The sequence below is a fragment of the Deminuibacter soli genome, assembly GCF_003412455.1.
Classification (GTDB): domain Bacteria; phylum Bacteroidota; class Bacteroidia; order Chitinophagales; family Chitinophagaceae; genus Deminuibacter; species Deminuibacter soli.
Genome location: NZ_QTJU01000001.1, coordinates 311,523 through 333,931 on the forward strand (window position 1 = coordinate 311,523; position 22,409 = coordinate 333,931).

The following is a 22,409-nucleotide window of genomic DNA, read 5'->3' on the forward strand; positions in this document are numbered from 1 at the left end:
AAATAGTGGACGGCGAAGGTAATAGAACTATTCAAAAATTCCAAGTTTCACAACCCAACTTTAATGATTTATTCATCAAAATTTATGAAAGGTACAAGGTGTAACCCTTGCTGCCATTTATTTACGTCCCATTAGTCCCTGCATGCGGCCCATCGGCATCTTATTCATCATTTTCATCATCTGTCGCATCTGGTCAAACTGTTTCATAAATGCGTTCACTTCGCTCATTTCCTTACCTGCGCCTTTGGCAATACGCTGGCGGCGGCTTGGATTGATGCTGTCGGGGTTGGCACGTTCAAACGGGGTCATGGAATTGATAATGGCTTCAATTCCCTTAAACGCATCGTCGCTGATATCAATATCCTTAATGGCCTTGCCCACACCGGGAATCATGCCCATCAGGTCTTTGATATTACCCATTTTTTTGATCTGTTGCAGCTGATCAAGAAAATCCTGGAAATCGAACTGGTTTTTGCGGATCTTCTTTTCGAGTTTGCGGGCCTGTTCTTCATCGTACTGCTCCTGGGCCTTTTCTACCAGTGAGGCAATATCACCCATGCCTAAAATACGCTGGGCCATACGGGCGGGATAAAACACGTCGAGTGTTTCCATCTTCTCGCCGCTGCTCACGAATTTTACGGGTTTGTTTACCGTGTACTGAATGGTGAGGGCCGCACCACCGCGGGTATCACCGTCGAGCTTGGTGAGTACCACGCCGCTGAAATCGAGGCGGTCGTTGAAGGCTTTGGCCGTATTTACCGCATCCTGGCCGGTCATGGAATCTACCACGAACAGGATTTCGGCAGGGTTAACGGCAGCTTTGATATTGGCCACTTCGGTCATCATTGCCTCGTCAACAGCCAAACGGCCGGCGGTATCAATGATCACCACGTTTTTATTGGTGGCTTTGGCTTGTTTTATGGCATTCAACGCAATGGCTACTGCGTCTTTGTTCTCTCTTTCGGCGTAAATATCCACCCCTATCTGGCCGGCCAGTACGGTTAACTGGTCAATCGCCGCAGGGCGGTAAATATCGGCAGCCACCACCAGGGGTGATTTGCCTTTCTTTGTTTTGAGGTAATTGGCGAGTTTGCCGGTGAAGGTGGTTTTACCACTACCCTGCAAACCTGCGATGAGAATAACGGCGGGATTGCCGGAAATATTAAACTCCGCTTCCTGGCCGCCCATCAGTTCGGTGAGCTCGTCCTGCACAATTTTCACCATTAACTGCCCCGGGCTGATGGCATTGAGCACCTTTTCGCCCATTGCCTTTTCCTTGATCTTGTCCGTAAATTCCTTGGCTATTTTATAGTTCACGTCGGCGTCAATTAACGCGCGGCGGATGTCCTTTACGGTATTGGCAATGTTGAGGTCAGTGATACGGGCTTCCCCTTTCAGGTTCTTAAACGCAGTTTCTAACCGTTCTGACAGGTTCTGGAACATAATGTTGGGTTTTCAAAATACGGCAGGGCGTACCATACACCATGGCCGTGCTGCAAATATAAGGCAAGTACAGGGCTGTTTTACCTAAAATTTCCAGGACCAGGAATGCAGTAACAGGGGTAACAGGATAAAACGGGCTACATAAGAGAAGCGGGTTCAGGGAAGGTTTGTCAGGGGAAGCCGGGCGTAGAAACACCCGTCTTTGGATACAAAAATTTAATTAACCCAGGTAAACACGCAGTTGTTTGCACCTGCTGGTGGTTTTGAGCTTGTTGATGGCTTTGTCCTTTATTTGCCTAACCCTTTCGCGTGTAAGGTTAAAACGTTCGCCTATGTCTTCCAGGCTTAAAGGATGGTCTACACCAATACCAAAAAAGTAACAAACCACATCTTTCTGGCGTTCGGTCAGCGTACGCAGTGAACGCTCTATTTCAAGGCGCAATGATTCGTGATGTTCCAGCCAGCCGTCTGTACGTTCGGCGTTGGGGTTTTCGAGCACATCTACCAGGGTGCTCTCTTCGCCATCGGCCAGCGGAGAATCCATGCTTACGTGGCGGGTGGCTACGCTCATGGTGGCGGCCACTTCTTCTATGCCTATCTCCAGCAAATCGGCCAGTTCTTCGGCAGTGGGTTCGCGTTCAAACTCCTGCTCCAGCTGTTGAAATGCCTTGCTGATGCGATTGGTTAAGCCTACCTTGTTCAAAGGCAAACGCACAATACGGCTCTGTTCCGCCAGTGCCTGTAAAATGCTCTGGCGTATCCACCAAACCGCATAGGATATAAATTTGAAGCCCCTGGTTTCATCAAAACGCAGGGCGGCTTTAATTAAGCCCAGGTTGCCTTCATTAATTAAATCCGGGAGGGATAAACCCTGATTCTGGTATTGCTTGGCCACTGATACCACAAAACGCAGGTTCGCTTTTACCAGTCTGTCGAGCGATCGCTGATCGCCCTGTCTAATCCTTAATGCTAATTGAACTTCTTCCTCTGGTGTAATAAGTTCTACTTTTCCGATCTCCTGCAAATATTTTTCAAGGCTTTGCGATTCACGATTGGTGATGGACTTCGTGATTTTTAATTGTCGCATGCTCATAATGCAGCGGGTTTATTTTGTTTTAAGTTTTGATTGCTGAATTAATTCATCATAGGAATATTTATAGCTCTGGATTCAAAAAAACAAGTAATAAGCGGGGACAATGCTGAAGTACTAGCAAGTTAAACTATTTGTAAAAGCTTTCCAAAAATTCTTTTTATGCAAATATTTGAACTACAAAACGTTAGAAAAAGCACCCTGTTTAGGTATTGTTTGCAAAATGTTAAACACATTTATATACAAAAAATATTTTGAGGCTGTTAATTATTTAATATTATTGCAGCCCTTGAATGACGATTAAAAGAAGCGTAATGAGCAAAAAACAGATATATACTCTGGAATATCCGGTACGATGTTCTCCCAGCATATTGTATGAATTTTTGTCCACTCCTGCAGGTTTACAGGAATGGTTTGCAGATAAGGTTGACGAACGCGATCATGTTTTTTCTTTCTCCTGGAATGGCGGTGTGCCTGATAAGGCAGAAGTGCTGGAACAGGAGGTAGACAAGTTTATCCGTTACCGCTGGCTGCATGCAGGCAAAGACGAATACTTTGAATTCCGCATAGAAAAAACAGAAATTACCAACCAGACAATACTGGTAATTAAAGATTTTGCCGAGAAAGGTGAAATTAAAGATCAGAGCCGGTTATGGGAATACCAGGTGAAAGATCTGTTTCACAGGCTCGGTAATTAATGGTCTGACCGGTTTTCCGTTTCGCTCTTTATTTTTTCTGCAACAGCTGCCAGGGTTGCAAAAGCTTCCCGGTAAAAATCATATGCATGATCCCACTCCTGCAGTGGGATTTTTTGTGCGAGCTTAATAAAGTGTTGTTTATACACGTGCTGCACACAAACCTCCCGCGCAGTGCCGATCAGCACATAGTTATCTTCCCCGAAATGATGTTCCCATTCGCCTGTTGCAATACAACAATACCAACTGTCTAAAGCCCCTGATTGTATAAGCGCTGCATACCCGTGCGCATACAACTGCTTCCAGCTGCCCGACAGGTGCAGGTGAATGCTGAAGCTATTGCCCCACCAGAACAAACAGCGAATGGCAAAGGCATTACCGCCGGCAAAATAACGCGGGTAATCGAGCATTACATATGGTAACTGCCGGTAACTTTCGCCCCGGTAAATCTTGGGCGAAACAGCCAGTACCTCTTCCGGAAATGCATGCGGATGCGCAGCCGTGTACTCCCTGAAATAGCTGCACAGGTTACCCAGGATGAGGTATACTTTTCCGGTGATGGCCAGCTTTGTTAAAATAAAACCCGCATCGGACACCAGGGCCATTTCGTTTGCCGAAAGTTTTACATTTGCATTCATTAACAGCATAATCAGTAAAGTTATACAAGGTGATTAAAAAACTGGATAAACTCATTGTTCGGGCTTTCGTGGGGCCATTTTTTGCCACTTTCCTGATTTCACTGTTTGTACTGGTGATGCAGTTCTTTTGGCTGTACATTGATGACCTGGTGGGTAAAGGACTGGATATATTCACCATTTTCCGCCTCATTGGTTATGTAAGCGCCTTTAACGTACCCCTGGCACTTCCCCTGGCACTGCTGCTTTCCTCTATCATGACTTTCGGCAACCTGGGCGAGAGCTTTGAACTGGTGGCCATTAAGGCAGCCGGCATTTCGCTGCTGCGTTTTATGCGCCCGCTGATGGTAGTAACCATCGGCATCAGCGGTATTGCTTTTTTGTTTTCCAATAATATTATCCCGGTTGTAAACCTGAAACTGAACGCGCTTAAATACGATATCATTGTTACCAAACCTGCCTTCGATATCAAGGAAGGCGTGTTTTACGATAAACTCGAAGGCTTTGTTATTAAGCTCGGTAAAAAGGAAAAAGACGATAGTACCATCCGCAGCGTGATTATCTACGAACGCAACCCGGGCCTGCAAGACAGGATGCTGGTGGCCGAAAGCGGTATTATGAGTGTTACGCCAGACAAGCGCTTTCTTCAGTTTAAGCTGTTCAATGGCTGGCGGTATGAAGAAAATGGTCCGCGGGGCGTGAAAGCCACTGAGTTCATCCGCCTTGGTTTTAAAGAATACAAAAAGCTGTTTGATTTGAGCAGCTTTAAAATGAACCGTACAGAAGACAGCCTGTTTAAATACGATGCCAAAATGCTGAGCGTTCGCCAGCTGGGCATTGCTATTGATTCGATGAAACACATGGACACTGTTTTTTACAAAAGAGCACAGCGCGAAGTAGCGTCTTACTATACTTTTGAACGTTATGCCGACAGTAACTGGGCAGCCGTTCAAAAACTGCCGCCCACCAAGGCGCGCAGCTTTAATGAGCTGGTGCCCGACACGCTTAAACGCGATGTGGAAGACCGGGCCATTTCGCAGATCAACTCCATCAAAAGTGCCATGCAGCTGCTCTCGAACGATTATGAAGAAAAACAGCGGGTGGAGCGCAAACACTATATTGAGCTGAACCGCAAGTTCACGCTTTCTGTAGCCTGCCTGGTATTGTTTATGATTGGTGCACCGCTTGGCTCCATTATCCGCAAAGGCGGCCTTGGCACACCGCTGATATTCGCCATCGCCTTCTTTGTTATTTTTCACCTGCTGAATACGTTCGGGGAAAAATTCGCCAAACAGGAAGTAACTTCCGTAGGCTTTGGCATGTGGCTCAGTACCATGGTGCTCATTCCTATCGGCATATTCCTGACCTCAAAAGCACTGAGCGATTCGCAGTTGTTTAATAAAGAATTTTATTTCCGTTTCTTTAAAAAAGTAAAACGGCTTTTCGGAAAAAACAAAGCAGTAACAACACCCAGCTAGCAACCAACCTGTAAAATATTCAAGGCCGTTTGGTTACACCTTAACCCGGTGGCTTTGTTGTACTATTAATGCCTGCCGCAAATGCGGCAGGTGACTGTATTCAATATCCATGCACCCGGTGCAATTATATTGACCGAAGTTTTATCTGTATCATACTAAATCCGATCGTTTGGAAGCATCAAAACAAAATTTCCGTGTGCAGCAATGGGTAACGCTATTGTCTGTAATACTCTTTATCGCGAAAATTATTGCTTACTATTTAACCCATTCGCTGGCCATTTTAACCGATGCCCTGGAAAGCATTGTGAATGTACTGGCCGGTTTTATTGGCCTATACAGCCTGTATGTAGCCGCCAAACCCAAAGATGAAGACCACCCTTACGGGCACGGCAAGGCGGAGTTTGTATCATCGGCTATTGAAGGCGGACTGATTATCGCAGCCGGCATTCTCATTATCTATGAAACCATTCTCAACTTTATACAAAACCACCCGCTGCAACAGCTGGACAGCGGCTTGATTCTCGTTGGCATTACCGGTGTTATCAACTACATTGCCGGCAGCATTTGCCTGCGCATTGGCAAACGCAACCAGTCACTCGCCCTGCAATCGAGCGGCAAACATTTGCAGATAGACACCTACAGCACACTCGCGATTATTGTCGGCCTGGCTGTAATGCTGATCACACATTTATTCTGGATAGACAAAGTGATTGCCCTGCTGCTGAGCGTGTTGGTTATTTACAATGGCTATGGCATTATCCGCAAATCGCTCGCCGGTATTATGGACGAAGCCGATATGGACCTGCTGGAACGCATGGTGCAGGCCCTCAACCGCAACCGCCGCCCCAACTGGATTGACATGCACAACCTGCGTGTGATAAAATACGGCAGCCTGCTGCATGTAGACTGTCACTTAACCGTTCCCTGGTACCTGAATGTGCACGAAGCACACGTGGAAGTAGATGCCCTGGTAGCCCTGGTGCAGAAAGAGTTTAGTGATTCACTCGAAATGTTTGTGCATACCGATGCCTGCCTGCCTTTTAGCTGCGCCATTTGCATAAAAGACGATTGCAAGGTGCGGCTGCAACCCTGCCAGCGCAGGCTGGAATGGAACCTGAAAAACATTCTGTCGAACCAGAAACACAGCACCGAAACCGTTGCAGCAGATATGCCGGGCCAGTCGCACGCTATTTACTAGCATCCGCGCAAAGCACCTTATCTTCGCCGCCAGTACTTTTTATTTATTCATTAAAAGATATATTATGCAAGCCTGGAAAGATTATCAAGCGCAGCATAAAGACCGTTTTTTAAACGAATTGCTTGACTTACTCCGTATACCCAGTGTAAGCGCCCGCAGTGAACACAAGCCCGATATGATCAGGTGTGCGGAAGCTGTGAAAGCACGTTTAACAGAAGCAGGCGCCACCAAAGTGGAGATCTATCCTACCGAAGGACATCCCGTGGTGTATGCCGAACAAATAACCGATGCCTCCCTGCCTACCGTGCTGGTGTATGGGCACTACGATGTGCAGCCGCCAGACCCGCTGGAACTGTGGCACAGCGGCCCTTTTGAACCGGTGATTAAAGATGGTAAAATATTTGCGCGTGGCGCCTGTGACGACAAAGGCCAGTTTTACATGCATGTGAAGGCTTTTGAAACCATGGTACGCACCAATAGCCTGCCGGTAAACATCAAGTTCCTGATTGAAGGCGAAGAAGAGATCGGCTCACAGCATCTCGGCAATTTTGTACAGGCACATAAAGACCTGCTGAAGGCCGATGTGGTGCTTATCAGCGACACTGCCATGCTGAGCCTTGAAAACCCCAGCCTCGACATTGGTGTACGCGGCCTTAGCTATATTGAAGTGGAAGTAACCGGCCCCAACCGCGACCTGCACAGCGGTGTGTACGGCGGTGCGGTTGCCAACCCCATTACCATACTGGCAAAAATGATTGCCAGCCTGCACGACGAAAACAACCACATCACCATTCCCGGCTTTTACAACGATGTACTGGAAGTACCCGCAGCCGAAAGAGCTGAACTGGGCAAAGCGCCCTACAATGAAGCCGAATACAAAACCGACCTGGGCGTAGAAGCCCTGTGGGGTGAAAAAGGTTATACCACCAACGAACGTACCGGTATTCGCCCTACGCTGGAAGTAAACGGCATATGGGGTGGCTACACAGGTGAGGGCGCCAAAACCGTATTGCCTTCAAAAGCCTTTGCCAAAATCAGCTGCCGCCTGGTACCCAACCAGCAGCACGAAAAAATGACGGAACTGGTGATTAACCACCTGCAGAAAATAGCACCGGCCTATGTTACAGTAAAAGCCACCCCACACCATGGCGGCGATCCTTACTTAACACCAATCAACACGGTGGAATTCCAGGCTGCTTCAAAAGCCATTGCCACCACTTTTGGCAAAGCGCCCATCCCGGTGCGCGGCGGCGGAAGCATTCCTATCACTGCCCTGTTTGAATCGGCCCTCGGTTGCAAAACCGTGTTCCTCGGTTTCGGGCTTGACAGCGACAACCTGCACAGTCCCAACGAAAAATTCGATGTCGCCAACTTCTACAAAGGCATCGAAACCATACCTTACTTTCACCAGTACTATGCTGAGTTGAAGCAATAAAAAAGGCCCCGGTTGGGGCCTTTTTTATTGCTTCAATTTGAAAATTTGGGAATTTGAGAATGTGCTAATGGAGCGCCAATGGTTTGATGGATGGTTAAATGGCTGACGACTGACGATTGACGCTTACCTTTGCCCCATGGCAGAAGCAAAAGAAAAATTGCGCATCGACAAATACCTGTGGGCTATCAGGCTGTTTAAAACCCGCAGCCAGGCTGCAGATGCATGCGACAAAGGAAAGGTGAAACTGAACGGCAGTGCTGTTAAAGCCTCCAGGACCGTGAATGTGGGCGATGAATACGAAGTGAAGAATGAAACCCGCAAATGGGTGATCAAGGTAAGCGGGTTGCTGGATCACCGGGTGCAGTACAGCGAAGCCATTAACTACTACACAGACCTTACGCCTGCTGAAGAACTGGACCGCATTAAGTTCCAGGCAGCTTCCTTTCATACCGGCAAACGCCTCAGCAAAATTGGCCGCCCCACCAAACGCAACCGCCGCGATATTGAAGGTTTTATGGGTGAAGAAGAAGGCGAAGCACAAACGGCAGACATTGAAGCGGAAGACCTTGAAGACGATGATATTGACCAGCAGCACGAAGAAGATGAGCAGGAATAATGCGCGTTATTCCTGCCCACATTCCTGCTGTTACCTGCCTGGCTCGGCTTCGGGCAAATCGCCGGCAGTGTAGTAACTGAGGGTGCTTTGCAGTAAAACCTGTTTCTGATCGCCATTCATTTTATAGCGTTCGGTCGCGGCCAGCCTGCCCGTATCATCATAGGTCATCATTTCAATCCACTCCACTGCATTATTCCGGTAGAGGGTCTTTTTAATCAGTTGCTGCTTATCGTCGTACTGTACAGTCAATACCTGCTTTATCTTTTTGCCCGATGTACCGGTGAAATCAACCGGCCTGGCTACTTCAATGCCCGACAGTTGCCATTTATCGTTGTACTTATAATGTGAGTTCAGCCCCAACAAATCAGAATTGCGCATGGCACCTGTTTTGGGAATCTCTTCAGACTGCATATACGCCCATCCCGGCTGGTGCCCGTAGGCAATTTCACTTGCAGCATAAGGGTATATTTCAATGGAAAACAGGGAATCGGCAAGCCTGCTGCCAAGTTTGCACTGACCATGCAGATTAAAAGTAAGATCGCAGTTTACCGGTGCAGATACACCCGCACCCCATACCTTCAGCGACTGCTGCTTTACAATTTTATCCACGTGAATCGTACGCTTAAACCGAATGCCTACAGCTGTTAAATGGCGTTGCAGCAGCGGATCGTACCCATCCCTCCAGGCATTGCGCACTACCTGGTTCTCATTTAAACCGTCCAGCAGCAAACCGTCCATGCCTTCCCTGGCAGCCTGTTCTTTTAACTTGTCTAAAAAGGCAGCATTGCTGCGGTAAGCAGAAGCAGATACTTCTATCAGCTTCATCTTGTAATAAGGCTCATGCGGTAGTTCGCCGTTGAAAAATACCTGCACATTGCCCGGTGAAGCATTGGCGGTAGTAATGGGTACATCAGTAAGTATATGGGGTTTGGCATCCAGCGTTTCCTGGGGCACATAGGCAGTGCAGGAAGCAAATGCTGCTGCCATAAGGGTAAGGTACAGGTATCTCATAAGTTTTATTTTACTATGAATTTCCTTCATAGCGCGCGAATTAAAGACAGAACTGCATTAAGTTATATTAAAAAGACTGTTAATGTTTATAATGCCCGCTCCTGCCTATTCCTCGCTATCTTTGCCCACTGAAAAGTGTTTACATGAAAATTGATATCATTACCGTTTTACCCGAATTACTGGAGAGCCCATTATCACACAGCATCATGAAACGTGCACAGGAAAAAGGCCTGTTGCAGGTACAGGTGCACCAGCTGCGCAAATGGGCGGTGAATGCCTACGGGCAGGTGGATGACTACCAGTATGGCGGCGGTGCAGGTATGGTAATGATGTGCGAACCGCTGGCCAATGCCATTGAAGAGCTGCAGGCCACTACCCAATACGACGACATTATTTACATGACGCCCGATGGTGCTACTTTTAACCAGCAAACAGCCAACCGCCTGTCGTTACAGGAAAATCTGCTGATTATTTGCGGTCACTACAAAGGCATCGACCAGCGCATACGTGACCACTATATTACCCGCGAAATTTCTATCGGAGATTTTGTACTAAGCGGCGGCGAGCTGGCTGCTGCACTGGTGGTAGATGCCATTGGCCGCCTGCTGCCCGGTGTGCTGAATGATGAAACCTCTGCACTGTTCGATTCGTTCCAGGATAACCTGCTGGCGCCGCCTGTTTATACCCGCCCTGCCGATTTCAGGGGCTGGAAAGTGCCTGATATGCTTTTGTCTGGTGACCCTAAAAAAATAGACGATTGGCGTCACGACCAGGCACTGGAAAGAACCCGGGAACGCCGCCCCGATCTGTTGAAAAAGCAGGACTTATAACAAAGCCTGTTTAACCATTATTCAATTGCGCAAACAGGGGGTAGCAAGGGACAAAATCGTTTTGTGTCCGATCTGGATACTGGATAAGTCCGAATACAATACCTAAGTGACCATTTCTAAACTACTTTAGCTGTAGGAAATACGATTTCCACCCCCCGTTTTCAAATCCAATATCAGAAAGACCTTTGAAAGTCGGCATAACTCCGAAAATGAGAAACCAATTACCGGAGCCTTTCGAAGGAGCATTACACTTTTTTTGACTAAGCAAGAAATCCCGGTTTTCGCAACCGGGATTTTGCATGCCTTCGTGACAAAAGTTCCCCCAATGAGCTGTTTACACAAGGCCCTTGCTCTCCTGTTCAGAAACCACCAACTTTATTTTTTCTGCACCGGCACCGCGCACAGCGTATTTATTTTTCCAATTCCGCCAATAAAAGCTCCACGATATGCGGGCTTTTATTGTTTTAGGGAGAACGTCAGCCGTGAATCGTCAGTCAATGTCGTTAGTTAAGCGTGATTTTTTTACCGCAAAGAACACAAAGGGAAAACCCGCAAAGTTCAAAGGAGCCGTTAACTAAACGACATTAAATCGTCAGTCGGTGCGTATTATTCCTTATGGTGCCCATGCCGGTGTCCTCACCGGCATACCCAATGCGTAACTTTCTCCGAAGGAGTTCCTTGGACAATTTTTCAAATTCGGTATTTTGTGCTTCTAACATATTTCGTATGCCCAATCGCAGCTTTTCCATTACCGGCCTGTTTGTAGATATATTCCGCCAAAGTATTTACCCGGCGATTGTAAAAATAGACAACCGTATAATCGCAGCTGTGGAACGCCACGATTCACTGAATGCAGACCAGCTGCCTTACATACTGCCGGGCTTTATCGACAGCCATGTACACATTGAAAGCAGCATGCTGGTACCCAGCGAATTTGCGCGGCTGGCAGTGGTGCACGGCACCGTTGCCACGGTGAGCGACCCGCACGAAATAGCCAATGTATGCGGTATGGAAGGTGTGCAGTTTATGATCGATAACAGCAAAACAGTGCCTTTCAAATTCAATTTCGGCGCCCCCAGCTGTGTGCCTGCCACCGGCTTCGAAACAGCAGGCGCTGCCCTCAGCAGCGATGAAGTGGCACAGCTGCTGCAGCAAAAAGAAATCAGGTACCTCAGCGAAATGATGAACTTCCCCGGCGTACTGCATGGCGACAGCGAGGTGATGAAAAAAATACATGCCGCACTGGCCCTTGGCAAACCGGTTGACGGTCATGCCCCCGGGCTGCGCGGCAGCGGGGTAAAGGCATACATTGAAGCCGGCCTGGGCGATGGACAGGTAGCTATCAGCACCGATCATGAATGTTTTACTGCAGAAGAGGCGCTGGAGAAACTGGGTTACGGTATGAAAATACTGATACGCGAAGGCAGTGCTGCCCGCAACTTTGAAGCGCTGGCCCCTTTGCTGCATACCCATGCCCGCAGGATGATGTTCTGCAGCGATGACAAACACCCCGACAGCCTCGCTGCAGGCCATATTAACACGCTTTGCGCCCGTGCCGTAGCAAAAGGCATTGATGTGTTCAACGTGCTGCAGGCGGCCTGTATTAATCCCGTAGAGCATTACCAGCTTGAAGTGGGCCTGCTGCGCCAGGGCGACCCGGCAGATTTTATACTGGTGAAAGACCTGAAGGATTTTGAGGTGCTGCAAACCTATATCAACGGCTTGCTGGTAGCCGATCATGGCCGTACACTTATTGCGTCTGTGGATACACCCGTGGTGAATAATTTCAACTGCCAGCCCATTGATGCCGCCGCACTGGCAGTGCCGGTAAACAGCTATCCTGCAACTAACGGGTTAATACCGGTAATGGAAGCGCTCGACGGCCAGCTCATCACCAACAGGTTGCAGCTGCCCGGCAAAATCGCCGACGGCAATTATGTAAGCGATACCGGTAATGACATCCTGAAAATAGTAGTGGTAAACCGCTACAGCCCCGCCCCTGTGGCCAAAGCGTTTATCCGCAATTTTGGACTGAAGCAGGGCGCACTCGCATCGAGCATTGCACACGACAGCCACAACATTGTTGCCGTAGGCACAGATGATGCTGCCATTACCCGCGCTGTAAACCTGGTGATAGAAAGCCAGGGTGGCGTATCTGCCGTGGGAAATGACGTTGAAAAGTTATTACCCATGCCTGTTGCAGGCTTAATGAGTGCCGAAGATGGATATGCAGTGGCAGATGCCTATACAGCCATTGACGCCCTTGTAAAAGAACAGCTGGGCAGCCGGCTGGGCGCGCCGTTTATGACGCTGAGCTTTATGGCCCTGCTGGTAATTCCCCACCTGAAACTAAGCGATAAAGGACTGTTTGACGGGGACACCTTCTCGTTTGTTTAGAGAGAGAAAAATGCGGCAGTAGCAGAACCCATGAACCGTTTTTAAACGTCATGGTACGTCTTTCTAATTTTTTAAGGTGTCAGAAACAGCGGTCAGCATGCCGGTGGGGACACGGCATGGGCATCACAGAAAATGGCTGCTTCGCTAAGATAGTCCCGACTGCCGATTCTCGATTTCCCTGCTCACTTCCCCACCGCCACCGCGCTCATCAGCGACACCGCCACACTATCTGTTCCCTTCGGCGTGGTAAACTTCTCTTTAAATGAAATGCTCGAACCCGGTTTCACCGTTTCGTTATACACCACCTCATGGTTGGCAACCAGCTGTTGCTGCTTGTTAAAATACCGCAGCTTTAAACGGATGTCCTTATACGAGCAAAGACTGGCTGTGTTACGCACATCGCCCTTCACTACGGTTTGGCCAAACCAGTTACGCTTGTCCCTGCTTTCCACTACTTCAAGAAACTGCAGGGGTGAATGTTTTTCTTTATCCAGCAGGGTTTCCTTCTGTTGCTGGTAACTGGTGGTATTGAATTTTTTATCGCTTTTACCACCGCAGGCGGTTAATGCCAAAAGGGCTGCATATATAAGCCAATGCCTCATACACGGGTTATTGATAAATGAAACACAATGTACAACATATGTGTTACAGCACGGTGCTGTTAGGCATCCTGCCCAATCCACACCGCACCGCCAATACTGCTGCGGGTAGCGCCGGTTACCGATGCCATCACGGTATTTTCTTCGCGCCAGCGCAGCACGCCCAGCAAGGCCATTACCAGCGCTTCCTTGTATTGTACCAACTCATTATCCGGCACATTCACCTGTACATTCAGCGGTTGCAGTTGCTGTTGCAGGCGGTTGATGAGAAAAGTGTTGAAAGCACCGCCGCCTGTAACCAGTAAAGTGCTGCCGGCTGCATCGGGTACAGGCTGCAGTTGGTTTACCGCGTACGTAACCTGCTGTACAATATGCTCGGTATAAGTACGCAGGGCATCTGCCACGGATAGCTGAAATGATTGTATAAGCGGGAAAACCACGCCTGTTCCAAAATCGTTTGCGAGTGATTTGGGTGCAGCCTGTTTGTAGTACGCCAATGCATTCAGTTTTGTAAGCAGGGCAGTATGAATTTGTCCGCCTGCAGCCAGTTGCCCGCCCTCATCGTATGGTTTGCCTGCCAGTTGTGCCAGCATGTTGAGCACGCGGTTGGCAGGGCAGATATCAAAAGCCTGGTAGTTGGATTGGTTGTAAGAGATATTCGCAATACCGCCCAGGTTCAGGAAGAATTTGTGATCGCCCAGCAGCAGTTTTTCACCCATGGGTACAATAGGCGCGCCCTGTCCCTGCAAGGCCACATCCAGCGCACGGAGATCGCTTACCACATTGATGCCTGTAACGGCTGCAATGGTAGCGCCATCGCCCAGCTGCGCAGTAGTGCCCAACTGCGGTGCATGAACCGTGGTATGACCATGTGAAGCAATGAGCTGCACTTTGTGGTGCAGGTCGTTTGCATCGATGAATTCGTTTATCTTCTCACCAATATACCTGCCGTATGCACTGTGCAGCAACAGGTATTCATAAGCCGGCAACGCAACGGCATTGCGCAAACGCTGTTCCCATTCAGGCGTGTAGGGGTAACAGGCCGCTGCCTGTATGGTGTAGCTCCATTTCCCGCGCGATTCATCCAGTTCTGCAAATACAATATCCAATCCGTCAAGGGATGACCCGCTCATTATACCAATTGCTCTGTAAATCATGGTGACAATTTTAAGGACGTTTACGCCGTACGGCGGAATTATTCTATTTTCGAGGCGCAATTTGCAATCTTCCAACAAAAAACCGAAATCTGCGGGGAAATTATGGTGATCAATCTGAGCAGCCAGCACAGCCTGGTAAGTAACTGGGTGAGTGAACTGAGGAATACCGATGTTCAGGGCGACCGTATGCGCTTCAGAAGAAACCTGGAACGCCTCGGTGAAATCGTTGCCTACGAGATAAGCAAGGAACTTCCCTGGACAGAAACAGAAATTCAGACACCACTCGGCACCCACAACAGCAAACTGCTGGCAGAGCAACCGGTGTTGCTCACCATTCTGCGTGCAGGCCTGCCCCTTCACCAGGGCATGCTGAACTATTTCGACAAAGCAGACAATGCATTTGTTTCGGCCTACCGCAAACACCGTAGTGACGGCAGCTTTGAAATAAGCCTCGAATACATGAGCAGTCCCCCACTTGATAACCGCATTGTAATCATCAGCGATCCCATGCTGGCTACCGGCGCATCACTGGTAAAAACCATCAACGTGGTAAAAGCAGAGGGCAACCCCGCAGCCATTCATGTAGTGGCAGCCATTGCCAGTACGATTGGTATTGAATACGTTCACCGCGAAGTAGGTACAGACGTGAAAATATGGTGCGGTGATATTGATGATGAGCTTACTGCCAAAGGATATATTGTTCCCGGACTGGGCGATGCAGGCGACCTGGCATTTGGCGCCAAAACACAATCGTAGGCAGCAACGCAACAAAAAAATAATGTGTTTACGGCTCAGTAAACAAGGCCATTATACATGCGGGTGTACTAAATTCGCAGTAATTGCAGGCAGCAAAATCCGAAACAATAATATCCTTACATTTAGGCCGGTAATTACTGTTAATGAGAAAATATTTACTTTTCCTGGTAGCCTTTGTTTATGTTCAGTACGCAACTGCACAGGATCCGCATTTTTCGCAATTCTTCTCCTCACCGCTTACCTTAAACCCCGCCTTCACCGGCAAGTTTGACGGTACCGTGCGGGTAGCAGGCAATTACCGCAACCAGTGGCCTACTATCAACAAAGCCTATGTTACCGGCACTGCTTCTGTTGATTTTCCCATTCTCCGCAATTACATCGCTCCCAATGATACCTGGGGTGTAGGACTGATGGGGTATACTGATAAAAGCGCCAACGGTGCCGTGGGCTTTAACTATTTCTCGCTTTCCACCGCTTATCACAAGGGACTTGATGAAGATGGCTACCATCAGCTGGGACTGGGTTTCCAGGCTACGTACGCCAACATGGTCATCAACACTTCTAACCTGAAGTTTGAAGACCAGCTCACCTCCACCGGTTTTACAGGTGTAAGTTCAGAGATATTTAGCGGCAGTACATTGAAGTCGAACTATATGGATGTAAATGCGGGTATCCTGTATACCGGTAGCACATCGGACAAGAATAATTTTTATGCGGGTGTGAGCATTTATCACCTTACCCGTCCCAAACAATCCTTCACCGGCGCGCTATACCTGTTAAACCAGCGCACCACATTTCACGCAGGCGGATATTTCCCTGTGGGAGATGCCTTAACCCTGCATTTAAGTGCCTTGCAAAGCATGCAGGCGGGTGCACATGAAACCGTGCTTGGCGGGGCCATGCAGTTTATGGCCAGCCCGGAAGGCACGGCCAAACCCGTGAGCTTTTATGCCGGCAGCTGGCTGCGTTTGCAGGATGCACTGATCCCCTATCTTGGCCTGGAGTTCAGTGATTTCAGGCTGGGTGTAACGTACGATGTAAATACCTCTGCCCTCAAAACCGGCTCCAACAGCAAGGGCGGCATCGAAATTTCCCTCATCTACATCAACAGGCCATCTGAAACAAAAGGATTGCCCTGCCCGAAATTCTAGAAACAGCCAGCTATTAGCGGTTAGCAGTTAGCAGTTAGCTTGAAAACAGCTGCGAGCTGCGTGCCTGCTGATGGAGGAGTAATGCATTTCTCGCGGAAATCGCGAAAATCACGGAAATATTTTAGCGAAGATCTTCGCGAAATGTAATACGCAAATGCAGCGCGGGCGCTGCTGGCTCGCTATAGTTTGGAGGACACCGGCATCGGCATAATTTAAATTGCGCATTCGCTTCGATCATCTCGACTGTCGATTCTCGATTCTCGACATTGGTACCCACACCGACTGACGATTCACGTTCACGGCTCACGCCTTCCTGCCGCTCACAAACGGGTTTCCTTTTACAATAAAGCGGTAGGGCAGCAACGCGTCTTCTGCTGCATAATCCACACCTATGCGCGGGGTAGCGGCGATAGCAGAGGCAGGGTAGCGTTTTTTATCATCGGCAATCCAGATCTTATTTTCCAATAAACTGAAACCCGTGTATTGTGTGGTAATGCCCAGGGCTTTAGATACATTGCCCGGGCCTTTGGTGAGGGTATTATCGGCCTTGTGTTTGTGCGTGCGCAGCAACATTTGTTCAATACCTATCAACGGCTCGGCCCCGCGGATGAGGACGGCATGCGGCGTTCCGGCTGCATTGGTAACCACATTAAACAGGTGGTGAATACCGTAAATCAAATACACATATGCAGTGCCGCCTTCACCAAACATCACTTCTGTGCGTGCCGTGCGGCGGTTGTTGTAGGCATGGGAAGCTTTGTCAACCACACCGTTGTAGGCTTCGGTTTCTACAATACGGGCGGCTGTGGTAATACCGTCAAAATGCGTTACCAGTATCTTGCCCAGCAGCTGTTTCGCCAGTTTTACCACATCCTTCTGCCGGTAAAATGAGGTGGTTAATTTTTGCCATTCCGCAAAATTGCCGGAACCTTGCAGAATATCGTCAGCTTGTTGTGTCAAAATCAATACATTTATCTGCTAAAATACTTCCCTGGTGTTAAAAGAAATCGTCTTAGCTATCCAGTCCTATATCCAGGCCCATCATTTTATCCAGAAGCACAAGCTATGGAAATGGATTATTATACCCGGCATTATTTATACCATACTGTTTGTGGTGAGCATGTATTTTTTTGGCAAAACTGCCACGCTTTTTATTGAATGGCTGAGTTTTGAAACCGGGTTAAAAACCTGGGTAGACCATATGCAGAGCGGTTTGCTGGGTTTCCTGTTTACCCTGGCCGGGCTCATTTTCTGGCTGATACAGATGATGCTGTATTTCTCGCTGTTTAAATATATCTGTTTAATTATCGGTTCACCGGTATTCGCCTACCTCAGTCAGCGTACAGAAGCCACACTGGAAGGCAAAACAGATTTTCCTTTCAGCTTTAAGCTGTTTGCCAAAGACATTACCCGCGCCATCAAAATAGTGCTGCGCAATGCCCTGTGGCAAACGGTGTATGCCCTCTGCTTCCTGCTATTGTCTGTTATCCCTGTTGCGGGCTGGGCCACGCCGATTATGGCAGTTACCAACGAATGCAATTACTTCGGCTTTTCCATGCTTGATTACAGCTGCGAGCGCAGGAACATGAGTATACAGGAGAGCATCGTTTTTATCAACAGGCATAAAGGACTGGCTATTGGCAACGGGCTGATGTTTTACCTTATGCACCTGGTACCTTTTCTGGCACCTGCCTATGCCATTATCGCTGCTACCATGAGCATGGTACAGGCCAAAGAAAATCCTTCACTCATCGATAATCATTAGTATGAAAACAGGCACTGTGCATTTGATACCCACTGTACTGCACGAGGAAGAACAAGCCCTCCAGGCTATTCCGCCCTACATTACGGAGGCGATCAAAAAATGTGATGTATTTTTTGTGGAGCAGGAAAAAACAGCCCGCCGTTTTTTTAAGAAGTTATGGCGTGAAATGGTGATTGACGATTACCAGTGGTTTACCATACACAAAGCAGAAGAACAGGTAAAAAACGCCTTTACCGAACAGCTGAAACAAGGCAAAAATATCGGCATTGTAAGTGAGGCCGGCTGCCCCGGCATTGCCGATCCCGGGCAACTGCTGATAGAGGCTGCACAACGCATGGGCGCTACCGTGGTGCCCTATGTTGGCCCCAGTTCTATTTTGCTGGCGCTGATGGCCAGTGGAATGAACGGGCAAAACTTTTACTTCAACGGCTACCTGCCCATTGATGCGCATGAGAAGAAAACCGCCATCCGTGAAATGGAAGCCCATTCGGCCAAGACAGGCTGTACGCATATTTTTATAGAAACCCCTTACCGCAATAACCAGCTTATCCGCGACCTGCTGCAAACAGCCAAACCCACCACACGTTTCTGTATTGCAGTAGACATTACTGCATCAACCGAAAGCATTCTCACCAAAACCGTTCAGCAATGGCAACAAAAAACGCCTGACATTCACAAACGCCCGGCGATATTCCTCCTGCAGGCGTAGGTGCAGTGACATCTATTTCTCGCGAAAATCGCAGAATACGCTGAATTTATGGAGGAGATCGCAGTGGGTTTAATATGCAGATGCAGTGTGTGGTATGCCGGTGAGGACACCGGCATAGGCATAGATTCGCTACGATCAAATACACGCTACAATAGTCTCGACTGTCGATTCTCGATTCCCGATGAAGCTCATCTCGGCTTAATCACCGATTCACCAGACGCGCTGCGTATCTGTATCACACTGTCAACAATGGTTTTCTGCATGCCGCGCCAGGGAAGGGCTCCAAAGTATTCCTTGTAATGCACTTCTATTTCGCGGCCTGCATTTTCACTTAAAATACGCGCCACCTTTTCATCTGTTACGCTGAATTCAAATTCATTGCTCTGCACATTGGCCTTAAAACCGCTCTGGATAATTTTTCCTTCATAGGTTTTAAACACATAGCCTTTGCGCATAAAGTAATTGAGCGTGCCGGCCTTGGTGCCATCGCCAAAAACCCAGGTAAAACGGAAATAACAAAATACGATAAGTACTACTACCAGCACTGCCAGTACTTTCCAGAATATTTTTTTTCCTTTTGTCATAACAGGATGCGGTTTTGCAGTTGTATAAATAAAAACGCACAGCCGGTTATTGGTTACGGCTGTGCGCTGTATGTACAAACGGGAGAACTATAAGCCGTATTGATCAACAAGATATAACAAAGCGGCCATGTTTACAGCACCCAGTTTCAATTCGCGGATATTTACGTTTTCCAGTACATCGTTCGCCGCATGATGCACGTCGAAATAACGCTGGCTATCGGGGCGCAGTTCACTTACTGCCGTACCCAGCACTGCATGCAGCGGGTCTACGTCTGCACCGCCGCCGCCTGCTGTAAAGCCTTCCACACCATAGGGTGCAAACAGGGGTTTATAGCTGTTGAATTTATCCAGGCTGGCAGGCGCACCCAGCGTAAAGCCGCGCGGGGCAAAACCGCCTGCATCGCTTTCCAGTGCAAACAGGTGCTGCTCACCGGCTGCCTTGGCTGCTTCTGCATATTTTTTACCGCCACGGGTACCGTTTTCTTCATTGGCAAACAGTACAAAATGAATAGTGTGTTTGGGGCGGTAGCCGGTTTCTTTAAATGCCTTTAAAATAGCGATGGTCTGTACCACACCTGCACCATCGTCTGTAGCGCCTTCGTTTACATCCCAGCTGTCGAGGTGGCCGCCAACGGTAATGATCTGCTCAGGATGTTCGGTGCCTTTCAATTCGCCGATTACATTATGCCCGATGGTATCGGGCAGCATTTTGCCGTATGTATACAATTCACCGGTAAGGGTTTTACCCTGGTCGAGCAGTGAATCAAGTTTTTCCATGTCACGCAGGCCTACTGCAGCTGCGGGAATCTGGGGAATACTGTCGAGGTAACGCAGTGAGCCGGTGTGCGGGTTATTGTCAACCGAATGCGACATAGAACGTACCCAAACCGCAACAGCACCATATTTGGCGGCGCGGCTGGCACCGATGGCACGGTAGATGACATTTTTGCCATAGGCTTCGAAAGTCTGTACAAAGGTTTCTTCAAAAGGCACATCGTACAATACAATTTTGCCTTTCACTTCATTTTTGCGTGCATCCAGCTCGTCGAACGAGTGTACGCGAATGAGTTCGGCTTTTACGCCTTTGGCGCCGGTGCCTACGGAGTTACCCAATGCCAGTACATTTACAGGTGCTGATACCTGTTTGCCACCCGCTGTATAGATAAAGCTTGCCTTGTCTTTTCCGCCGCGCACCCAATGCGGCACCATGCATTCCTGCAGTATCACCTTATCGGCACCTGCAGCTTTCAGGGCATCGGCGCCCCATAATTCGGCTTTTACCATACCGGGCGAGCCGGCGAGGCGGCCGCCTACTTTTTTGGTGAGGTTGTATAAATTCTGGTAGGTGCTGCGTTCAGTTAATGCGCTGTTGGCTATTTTCCTGATAAACACAGAATCATCATTACCCGGTGTACGGGCCATTACCGCTGCAGGGAAGCAGAGGAGCAGTACTAGTTTTTTCATTGTTTTGCTTGCCTTTTAAAGGCGGAAGTTACTTGATTCGGGGCAGCCAATCATGAAAATTGCGTTCTCGTAAAATGGTTGTTATTTTGTACCCAATAAACCATTATGCATGCGAATAGGAATAGTTTGTTACCCAACATTCGGGGGTAGCGGCGTGTTGGCAACAGAATTAGGAAAAGCTTTGGCTGATAAAGGACATTCGGTTCATTTTATTACTTACCAGCAACCGGTGCGTTTAAATATCTTCAGTGCAAATATTTACTATCACGAGGTACGGGTGCGCACTTACCCGCTTTTTGATTATCCCCCTTACGAAGTAGCACTGGCCAGCACCATGGTTGATGTGATCCGCAACCACGATCTTGACCTGCTGCATGTACACTATGCCATTCCGCATGCAAGCGCTGCCTATATGGCCAAGCAGATTGTAAAACAGCAGGGACGCACCATCCCCGTAATTACCACCCTGCACGGTACAGATATTACGCTGGTGGGGAAAGACAAAACCTATGAACCCGTGGTCACGTTCTCTATCAATGAAAGCGATGCCATTACCGCGGTGTCGAATAACCTGCGGGAAGAAACCTTTCACTCATTCCCCATTACCAAGGAAATTGAGGTGATCTACAACTTTGTAGATGTAGCCCGCTTTAATAAAAAGCCCATCGATGCGTTCCGCAAGGTGATTGCGCCCAATGATGAAAAAATACTGGTGCATGCCTCCAATTTCAGGAAGGTAAAACGCGTGACTGATGTGATACGCATATTTGCCGAGGTGCGTAAACACCAGGCTGCCAAACTATTGATGGTAGGCGACGGACCAGACCGTCCTATTGCCGAAGAACTGGGCCGCGATCTGGGTGTGGATGCCGATATCCGCTACCTGGGCAAACAGGAGCAGATGGAAGAAATACTGGCTATCTCTGACCTGTTTATCCTGCCTTCAGATTATGAAAGCTTTGGTTTGGCAGCGCTTGAAGCCATGGCGGCCAAAGTGCCTGTGATCAGCAGCAATGCAGGCGGCTTGCCCGAGATCAATCTCCAGGGCGAAACCGGTTTCCTGGCACCTGTAGGCGACATTGCCCAAATGAGCGCCGATGCCATTACCCTGCTGGCCGATGACGCCAAACTGCAGCAGTTTAAAGACCAGGCCTATGCCCAGGCCTGCCGTTACGATATACAAAACATTGTACCCATTTACGAACAGCTGTACAGCCGTTTCTGCAGGATGGAGTGCGGGGGGAAATAGTGGGAGTATTTAAAAGTTTAAGAAGTTCAAAGGTTCAAGAGTTCAATGGCCTAATGGTTATAAAGGTCGCGACGCAACGCGCCTGTTAAATTGAACTAGTAAACATTTAAACTTTTAAACAAAAAGAAAGGCGGCCCTGTAGTAGGG

The 22,409-nt window shown here is 48.5% G+C and carries 21 protein-coding genes; 12 read left to right on the forward strand and 9 right to left on the reverse strand.

Annotated features, from left to right (window positions below; translation table 11 throughout):
* Positions 1-117 precede the first annotated feature (117 nt).
* Together ffh and DXN05_RS01230 are read right to left on the reverse strand one after the other, a co-directional pair.
* Positions 118-1,443 (reverse strand): signal recognition particle protein, encoded by a 1,326-nt coding sequence (ffh, locus tag DXN05_RS01225; RefSeq protein WP_116845392.1) that lies wholly within the window; start codon positions 1,441-1,443, stop codon positions 118-120.
* A gap of 220 nt (positions 1,444-1,663) precedes the next feature.
* Positions 1,664-2,536, reverse strand: coding sequence for a sigma-70 family RNA polymerase sigma factor (locus DXN05_RS01230; RefSeq protein WP_211329953.1), 873 nt, complete (start codon positions 2,534-2,536; stop codon positions 1,664-1,666).
* A gap of 311 nt (positions 2,537-2,847) precedes the next feature.
* On the opposite strand from DXN05_RS01230, the gene DXN05_RS01235 reads away from it, so the two are divergent.
* The gene (locus DXN05_RS01235; RefSeq protein WP_116845393.1) at positions 2,848-3,231 is read left to right on the forward strand and encodes an START-like domain-containing protein; all 384 of its coding nucleotides are present in this window, start codon (positions 2,848-2,850) and stop codon (positions 3,229-3,231) included.
* Here the strand turns inward: DXN05_RS01235 and DXN05_RS01240 are convergent.
* On the reverse strand, positions 3,228-3,875 hold the full coding sequence (locus DXN05_RS01240) for a hypothetical protein (protein ID WP_116845394.1): 648 nt from the start codon (positions 3,873-3,875) through the stop codon (positions 3,228-3,230). The two genes, DXN05_RS01235 and DXN05_RS01240, sit on opposite strands and share 4 nt — an antisense overlap.
* Positions 3,876-3,895: 20 nt before the next feature.
* Here DXN05_RS01240 and DXN05_RS01245 point away from each other — a divergent pair, with 20 nt between their 5' ends.
* The 4 genes from DXN05_RS01245 (at position 3,896) to DXN05_RS01260 (ending at position 8,590) form a co-directional block, all read left to right on the forward strand.
* Positions 3,896-5,341, forward strand: coding sequence for an LptF/LptG family permease (locus DXN05_RS01245; protein ID WP_116845395.1), 1,446 nt, complete (start codon positions 3,896-3,898; stop codon positions 5,339-5,341).
* A 169-nt stretch (positions 5,342-5,510) separates the two neighbouring features.
* A complete protein-coding gene (locus tag DXN05_RS01250) occupies positions 5,511-6,539 on the forward strand; it encodes a cation diffusion facilitator family transporter (RefSeq protein WP_116845396.1) in 1,029 nt (342 codons plus the stop codon).
* A gap of 64 nt (positions 6,540-6,603) precedes the next feature.
* Positions 6,604-7,974, forward strand: coding sequence for a dipeptidase (locus DXN05_RS01255; RefSeq protein WP_116845397.1), 1,371 nt, complete (start codon positions 6,604-6,606; stop codon positions 7,972-7,974).
* A 136-nt stretch (positions 7,975-8,110) separates the two neighbouring features.
* The gene (locus DXN05_RS01260) at positions 8,111-8,590 is read left to right on the forward strand and encodes an RNA-binding S4 domain-containing protein (protein WP_116845398.1); all 480 of its coding nucleotides are present in this window, start codon (positions 8,111-8,113) and stop codon (positions 8,588-8,590) included.
* 30 nt (positions 8,591-8,620) lie between these two features.
* Here DXN05_RS01260 and DXN05_RS01265 read toward each other — a convergent pair whose 3' ends face one another.
* Positions 8,621-9,601: a DUF2963 domain-containing protein gene (locus tag DXN05_RS01265; RefSeq protein ID WP_158559096.1), complete on the reverse strand. Its 981-nt coding sequence runs from the start codon at positions 9,599-9,601 to the stop codon at positions 8,621-8,623.
* Between the two features lie 143 nt (positions 9,602-9,744).
* Between DXN05_RS01265 and trmD the strand changes: the two genes are divergently transcribed.
* Together trmD and ade are read left to right on the forward strand one after the other, a co-directional pair.
* Complete coding sequence (gene trmD / locus DXN05_RS01270; RefSeq protein ID WP_116845400.1) at positions 9,745-10,431, forward strand: tRNA (guanosine(37)-N1)-methyltransferase TrmD; 687 nt, start codon at positions 9,745-9,747, stop codon at positions 10,429-10,431.
* A 726-nt stretch (positions 10,432-11,157) separates the two neighbouring features.
* Positions 11,158-12,828: an adenine deaminase gene (gene ade / locus DXN05_RS01280; RefSeq protein WP_116845402.1), complete on the forward strand. Its 1,671-nt coding sequence runs from the start codon at positions 11,158-11,160 to the stop codon at positions 12,826-12,828.
* 182 nt (positions 12,829-13,010) lie between these two features.
* Here the strand turns inward: ade and DXN05_RS01285 are convergent, their stop codons facing one another.
* Together DXN05_RS01285 and DXN05_RS01290 are read right to left on the reverse strand one after the other, a co-directional pair.
* On the reverse strand, positions 13,011-13,430 hold the full coding sequence (locus tag DXN05_RS01285) for a hypothetical protein (RefSeq protein ID WP_116845403.1): 420 nt from the start codon (positions 13,428-13,430) through the stop codon (positions 13,011-13,013).
* 59 nt (positions 13,431-13,489) lie between these two features.
* Complete coding sequence (locus DXN05_RS01290) at positions 13,490-14,584, reverse strand: anhydro-N-acetylmuramic acid kinase (protein WP_116845404.1); 1,095 nt, start codon at positions 14,582-14,584, stop codon at positions 13,490-13,492.
* 102 nt (positions 14,585-14,686) lie between these two features.
* Here DXN05_RS01290 and upp point away from each other — a divergent pair, with 102 nt between their 5' ends.
* Positions 14,687-15,340 carry a uracil phosphoribosyltransferase gene (gene upp, locus DXN05_RS01295; protein WP_116845405.1) on the forward strand — a complete coding sequence of 218 codons (654 nt, stop codon included), beginning with the start codon at positions 14,687-14,689 and terminating at the stop codon, positions 15,338-15,340.
* A 143-nt stretch (positions 15,341-15,483) separates the two neighbouring features.
* The gene (locus DXN05_RS01300; protein WP_116845406.1) at positions 15,484-16,491 is read left to right on the forward strand and encodes a PorP/SprF family type IX secretion system membrane protein; all 1,008 of its coding nucleotides are present in this window, start codon (positions 15,484-15,486) and stop codon (positions 16,489-16,491) included.
* Between the two features lie 303 nt (positions 16,492-16,794).
* Here DXN05_RS01300 and DXN05_RS01305 read toward each other — a convergent pair whose 3' ends face one another.
* The gene (locus DXN05_RS01305) at positions 16,795-17,451 is read right to left on the reverse strand and encodes a DNA-3-methyladenine glycosylase (RefSeq protein ID WP_211329954.1); all 657 of its coding nucleotides are present in this window, start codon (positions 17,449-17,451) and stop codon (positions 16,795-16,797) included.
* Positions 17,452-17,485: 34 nt separating this feature from the next.
* Between DXN05_RS01305 and DXN05_RS01310 the strand changes: the two genes are divergently transcribed.
* Positions 17,486-18,256, forward strand: coding sequence for an EI24 domain-containing protein (locus DXN05_RS01310; protein WP_116845407.1), 771 nt, complete (start codon positions 17,486-17,488; stop codon positions 18,254-18,256).
* Between the two features lies 1 nt (position 18,257).
* A complete protein-coding gene (locus DXN05_RS01315; protein WP_116845408.1) occupies positions 18,258-18,965 on the forward strand; it encodes an SAM-dependent methyltransferase in 708 nt (235 codons plus the stop codon).
* Positions 18,966-19,153: 188 nt separating this feature from the next.
* Here DXN05_RS01315 and DXN05_RS01320 read toward each other — a convergent pair whose 3' ends face one another.
* The gene (locus DXN05_RS01320) at positions 19,154-19,549 is read right to left on the reverse strand and encodes a hypothetical protein (RefSeq protein WP_116846348.1); all 396 of its coding nucleotides are present in this window, start codon (positions 19,547-19,549) and stop codon (positions 19,154-19,156) included.
* 87 nt (positions 19,550-19,636) lie between these two features.
* Complete coding sequence (locus DXN05_RS01325) at positions 19,637-21,013, reverse strand: M20/M25/M40 family metallo-hydrolase (protein WP_116845409.1); 1,377 nt, start codon at positions 21,011-21,013, stop codon at positions 19,637-19,639.
* Positions 21,014-21,122: 109 nt separating this feature from the next.
* On the opposite strand from DXN05_RS01325, the gene bshA reads away from it, so the two are divergent.
* A complete protein-coding gene (gene bshA / locus DXN05_RS01330; RefSeq protein ID WP_116845410.1) occupies positions 21,123-22,262 on the forward strand; it encodes an N-acetyl-alpha-D-glucosaminyl L-malate synthase BshA in 1,140 nt (379 codons plus the stop codon).
* Positions 22,263-22,409 lie beyond the last annotated feature (147 nt).

What these genes read in the sequence shown, in the direction of transcription:
- ffh (WP_116845392.1), bottom strand. Translation starts at nt 1,443, where the DNA reads ATGTTCCAGAACCTGTCAGAACGGTTAGAAACTGCGTTTAAGAACCTG.
- DXN05_RS01230 (WP_211329953.1), bottom strand. Translation starts at nt 2,536, where the DNA reads ATGAGCATGCGACAATTAAAAATCACGAAGTCCATCACCAATCGTGAA.
- DXN05_RS01235 (WP_116845393.1), top strand. Translation starts at nt 2,848, where the DNA reads ATGAGCAAAAAACAGATATATACTCTGGAATATCCGGTACGATGTTCT.
- DXN05_RS01240 (WP_116845394.1), bottom strand. Translation starts at nt 3,875, where the DNA reads ATGCTGTTAATGAATGCAAATGTAAAACTTTCGGCAAACGAAATGGCC.
- DXN05_RS01255 (WP_116845397.1), top strand. Translation starts at nt 6,604, where the DNA reads ATGCAAGCCTGGAAAGATTATCAAGCGCAGCATAAAGACCGTTTTTTA.
- DXN05_RS01260 (WP_116845398.1), top strand. Translation starts at nt 8,111, where the DNA reads ATGGCAGAAGCAAAAGAAAAATTGCGCATCGACAAATACCTGTGGGCT.
- DXN05_RS01265 (WP_158559096.1), bottom strand. Translation starts at nt 9,601, where the DNA reads ATGAGATACCTGTACCTTACCCTTATGGCAGCAGCATTTGCTTCCTGC.
- trmD (WP_116845400.1), top strand. Translation starts at nt 9,745, where the DNA reads ATGAAAATTGATATCATTACCGTTTTACCCGAATTACTGGAGAGCCCA.
- ade (WP_116845402.1), top strand. Translation starts at nt 11,158, where the DNA reads ATGCCCAATCGCAGCTTTTCCATTACCGGCCTGTTTGTAGATATATTC.
- DXN05_RS01285 (WP_116845403.1), bottom strand. Translation starts at nt 13,430, where the DNA reads ATGAGGCATTGGCTTATATATGCAGCCCTTTTGGCATTAACCGCCTGC.
- DXN05_RS01290 (WP_116845404.1), bottom strand. Translation starts at nt 14,584, where the DNA reads ATGATTTACAGAGCAATTGGTATAATGAGCGGGTCATCCCTTGACGGA.
- upp (WP_116845405.1), top strand. Translation starts at nt 14,687, where the DNA reads ATGGTGATCAATCTGAGCAGCCAGCACAGCCTGGTAAGTAACTGGGTG.
- DXN05_RS01300 (WP_116845406.1), top strand. Translation starts at nt 15,484, where the DNA reads ATGAGAAAATATTTACTTTTCCTGGTAGCCTTTGTTTATGTTCAGTAC.
- DXN05_RS01315 (WP_116845408.1), top strand. Translation starts at nt 18,258, where the DNA reads ATGAAAACAGGCACTGTGCATTTGATACCCACTGTACTGCACGAGGAA.
- DXN05_RS01320 (WP_116846348.1), bottom strand. Translation starts at nt 19,549, where the DNA reads ATGACAAAAGGAAAAAAAATATTCTGGAAAGTACTGGCAGTGCTGGTA.
- DXN05_RS01325 (WP_116845409.1), bottom strand. Translation starts at nt 21,013, where the DNA reads ATGAAAAAACTAGTACTGCTCCTCTGCTTCCCTGCAGCGGTAATGGCC.
- bshA (WP_116845410.1), top strand. Translation starts at nt 21,123, where the DNA reads ATGCGAATAGGAATAGTTTGTTACCCAACATTCGGGGGTAGCGGCGTG.